At 68.8% G+C, this 3219-nt stretch carries 2 protein-coding genes and 1 pseudogene; 2 read left to right on the forward strand and 1 reads right to left on the reverse strand.

All coding sequences use genetic code 11. The features are described 5' to 3' along the window. Positions 1 to 160 (forward strand): HNH endonuclease (locus tag BCD48_RS55795; RefSeq protein WP_491677154.1); only part of this gene is annotated, 160 nt, incomplete at its 5' end. A 649-nt stretch (positions 161 to 809) separates the two neighbouring features. Continuing rightward, a pseudogene (locus BCD48_RS21000) lies at positions 810 to 1310 on the forward strand (reverse transcriptase domain-containing protein); the annotation flags it as partial. A gap of 24 nt (positions 1311 to 1334) precedes the next feature. Here BCD48_RS21000 and BCD48_RS21005 read toward each other — a convergent pair. Beyond that, a partial coding sequence (locus tag BCD48_RS21005; RefSeq protein WP_083418976.1) for a recombinase family protein occupies positions 1335 to 3219 on the reverse strand: 1885 nt, incomplete at its 5' end.

A 3219-nucleotide genomic window follows, 5' to 3' on the forward strand; every position in this document is an offset into this window, starting at 1 on the left:
GCACCACATCAGGGCGCTCAAAGACCTCAATCCCAAAGGGCGGAAACAGCAACCCGAATGGGTCATACGGATGGCCTCCCGCCACCGCAAGACCCTCGTCGTCTGCCGCGCCTGCCACGAGGACATCCATGCCGGACGTCCTAAACGCAGACCACGATGAGCACTGGAGAGCCAGCTGCTACGGAAAGCGGGCACGGCTGGTTCGGAGGGGGGCCGTCGGAAAAGGACCAGGTCAACTGGCACCTCGTCGGCGGCCTACCCTACCGCACGGCGGGTGTGCGCCGTGAGGCGCTCTGTTGTATCCCCAGCGCAGCTGGGATGGATTCGGAGGAGGATCCTTGGGTTCGCTGGCTTACCTTGATCCGAAAGGTGAGGGGGACAGCAGCATGCCAGGAGACGGCGGGCGTCGCGAAGGCGTCGAAGGCGGGCCGCCGTTGAACCCGCGTGATATGGCGAAAGCTGGATTGCCTGAATTCCAATCTCCAGACGGTAGATGTGCGGACCCATCGGAAAGACGTCTGAAACCGATGCCACGACCTGCGCTGGCCAGAACCCGTGGGCTGGTGCAACCTCCGGGACGTGGGCGATGCCCTGCGAGGGCATTCAAGGAGATGAGTGGAACGCCTAAGTCGCGCTCGATACGTACAGCAGGGACGTACCACGGGATCGCCTAAGGGGCGCGAGCCCTAAGGTGACGGAGTTCCCATAGTAGTCGTGGGAGTCACGCCCCACCAGGGACGGCATGAAAGATGCCGACAGGGCGAAGGGGAACAGGTGGCTGGACATTACAAGGACGGGAGGTATGCGTAATGCAGAGCGCCGAAACGGTCCTGGGTGTCCTCCGTGAACGTGGAAGGAGAGGGCTGCCGCTGGAGCGGGTGTACCGACAGCTGTTCAACCCGGACCTATACCTGCTCGCCTACGGGCGTCTGTACTCCAACAAGGGGGCGATGACGCCCGGGGTGACCGGGGAGACCGTGGACGGCATGTCGCTGGCGACCATCGAACGCATCATCCATGCGATGCGCCGCGAGCGCTACCGATGGAAACCGGTGAAGCGGGTGCACATCCCGAAAAAGAACGGGAAGAAACGCCCGCTGGGCCTGCCTACCTGGTCGGACAAGCTGGTCGCCGAGGCCGTGCGTCTCCTGCTGGAGGCGTACTACGACGTCCAGTTCTCCGACCGCTCCCACGGTTTCCGCCCAGGCCGAGGCTGCCACACAGCGCTACGCGAGGTGGTCGACGTCTGGAAAGGGACACACTGGTTCATCGAGGGGGACATCTCCCGCTGCTTGGAGCCATCATCACACTGCTCCTTTCGCTGATTGTCGGGGTCAGAACAGGGCGTTGGCGGGCGGCGGGACCTGTATTCGTAGGCCTTTTCGCCGTCCGGTGCGGACGTGGAGGGCCTTGAGCTCGCCGCGCTTGACACGTTGCAACACGGTCTGGCGGGAGACTCCGAGGGCGAGGGTGGCTTCGAGCATGGGGAGCCAGCCGTCGGGGGCGCCGTCGACGAACAGAGCGCGCAACTCGTCGGTCATGCGGATGCGCCAGGGGGCGCCGGGGGTGTCCTGTTCGCCGGCGACGAAGCCGTCGCCGATCCAGCGGTGCAGGGTGGAGGCTGCGATGCGGAGTTCTTTCGCGGCGTCGGCGATGGTGAGCAGCTGGCCCTGGGGCTGGTTCGGGTCGGGCTGGTGGCAGGGGATGTTCCAGTGGAAGCGCACGCCCTGGACGCGGGTGGCGGTGAAGGTCAGGCCGCGGGCGGTGCGGCGGCCCTGCCGGTTGAGGATGCCGGCGATCTTCGCGTCGGGGTAGTGGACGGCGAGGCGGCGGATCAGGTCGACGGTGTCCTCGTCGGTGCGGATCGAGGGCTGGCGTCGCCGGCCGGGGACGGTCAGCTCGGTCAGCGCACCGCCTTTCCAGCGGATGAGCAGGTCGGTGCGGCCGGCGTTCTCGTCGCGCTCGACGGTGACCTTGACCTCGTCGATCAGGGTCCGCAGCAGCTGTTTGCGGTCGCGGTCGGTGGTGGTCGGGGCGGTGAAGACCTGGTCGAGGTGCTGGCCGAGCGCGAGGATGTCCGCCCGTTCGTCGGGGCTTAGGGTGCGAGGGCGGGCCTGTTCGCGGCGGGCGAGCTCGGCCTCGGCGGCGGCGAGCTCGGTCAGGGCCTTCTCCCAGACGGCCTCCAGCCCGCGGGCGACGAGCCGGTTGTCGGGGTCGACGGCCTGGTAGCGACGTTCGGCGCGGCTGGCCTGGTAGCGGGCGCGTTCGAGTTGGCGGCGGTGCTGGTCGAGGGCGGCGTCGTGCTGGTGTTCGAGCTGTTCGGCGGCGGTGAGGCAGGCGGTCAGCGCGGCGGGGGCGAGCGCGGTCAGGAACGCGTCGGCGACGGCGGCGTCCAGAGCGACCCCGCCGATGTGCAGGTGACGGGTGCCGCGGCCGTCGACGATCGTGGCGGGGCCCTGGCAGTAGTAGCCCGGGGTGGCCTTGGCCGGGCCCTGGTAGAACACGGTCAGTTTGCGGCCGCAGGTCCCGCAGGTCGCCAGGCCCTGCAGCAGGGCAGCGCCCTCCCGGACGGCGCCGGTGCCGGGCTGGTGGGCCTCGGGGCGGATGTTGGCGCCGATGCGGGCCTGGTTGGCCTCGTAGGTGTCCCAGTCGATGAACCCTTCGTGGTGGTCGCGGATCAGGACGGCCCACTGGTCGCGGGGCAGCGCCTTGTGGCGGGTGCGCACGGTGCCGTCCTGGCCGACGTAGCGATGCTTGCGGGTGCGGCCGTAGACGTAGGCGCCGGCGTAGGCCGGGTGGGTCAGGATCGTGTGGACGGCGTGGTAGGTCGGCTCGACCCACTCGACCTCGCCGCCGGCGGCCGTGGCGTAGCCGTTGCGCTGCAGCGGCAGTTTGAGGTTCTCCTCGCGCAGCCAGAGCCAGACCTTGCGGACCGAGCCGACCTCGCCGAACCGGCCGAAGACTGCGGCGATCACCCCAGTGACCGCCTCGTCCGGGTGCAGGCGCACCTCACCGGGCCCCTCGGCCCAGACGAGGCCGACGGGCAGCGGGCGGCGCAGCTCGCCGCGGGCGGCCTTGTTGCGGATCCCGCCGTCGAGCCGGGCGCGCAGGATGTGCAACTCGGCCTCGGACATGGTGCCCTTCAGCCCCAGCAGCATCCGGTCGTTGAACATCGCCGGGTGGTAGACCCCGTCGGCGTCGGCGATCAGGGTGTCGGTC

This window comes from Pseudofrankia coriaricola (assembly GCF_001854805.1).
GTDB lineage: Bacteria > Actinomycetota > Actinomycetes > Frankiales > Frankiaceae > Pseudofrankia.